Origin of the sequence: Pseudomonas sp. NPDC098747 (assembly GCF_044760045.1) — a bacterium.
In the GTDB taxonomy this organism is placed as follows: Bacteria; Pseudomonadota; Gammaproteobacteria; order Pseudomonadales; family Pseudomonadaceae; genus Aquipseudomonas.
The window spans coordinates 1468-2199 of sequence record NZ_JBIWAL010000138.1 but is presented as its reverse complement, the minus strand read 5'-3'; the positions used below and the strand labels follow the sequence as shown (position 1 = coordinate 2199).

At 56.4% G+C, this 732-nt stretch carries 1 protein-coding gene; it reads right to left on the bottom strand.

What is annotated here, in order from left to right; translation table 11 throughout:
- Positions 1-732 (bottom strand): F0F1 ATP synthase subunit beta (gene atpD / locus ACIQVE_RS29555; protein ID WP_402815481.1); only part of this gene is annotated, 732 nt, incomplete at both ends.

Below are 732 nucleotides of genomic sequence, written 5' to 3'. Positions count from 1 at the left end.
GGTGTCTTTCAGGGAAACGTATTTACCCGAAGCACCGGTGAAGACTTCAGCCACGAAGAACGGCTGGGACAAGAAGCGCTGGATCTTACGAGCACGGTTAACCAACTGTTTGTCGGCTTCCGAAAGTTCGTCCATACCCAGGATCGCGATGATGTCTTTCAGCTCTTTGTAACGTTGCAGAACGTACTGAACGCCGCGAGCGGTGTCGTAGTGGTCCTGACCGATTACGTTCGGATCCAGCTGGCGCGAAGTCGAGTCGAGTGGATCGACCGCCGGGTAGATACCCAGGGAAGCGATGTCACGGGACAGAACGACGGTGGCGTCCAAGTGGGCAAACGTGGTCGCTGGCGACGGGTCGGTCAAGTCATCCGCAGGTACGTATACCGCTTGGATCGAAGTGATCGAACCTTCCTTGGTCGAAGTGATACGTTCTTGCAGAACGCCCATCTCTTCAGCCAGGGTCGGCTGGTAACCTACTGCCGAAGGCATACGGCCCAGCAGTGCGGATACTTCAGTACCGGCCAGGGTGTAACGATAGATGTTGTCGACGAACAGCAGAACGTCGTTACCTTCGTCACGGAACTTCTCGGCCATGGTCAGGCCGGTCAGTGCTACGCGCAGACGGTTACCCGGCGGCTCGTTCATCTGACCGTAAACCAGTGCCACTTTGTCCAGAACGTTGGAGTCCTTCATCTCGTGGTAGAAGTCGTTACCCTCACGAGGACGCTCACC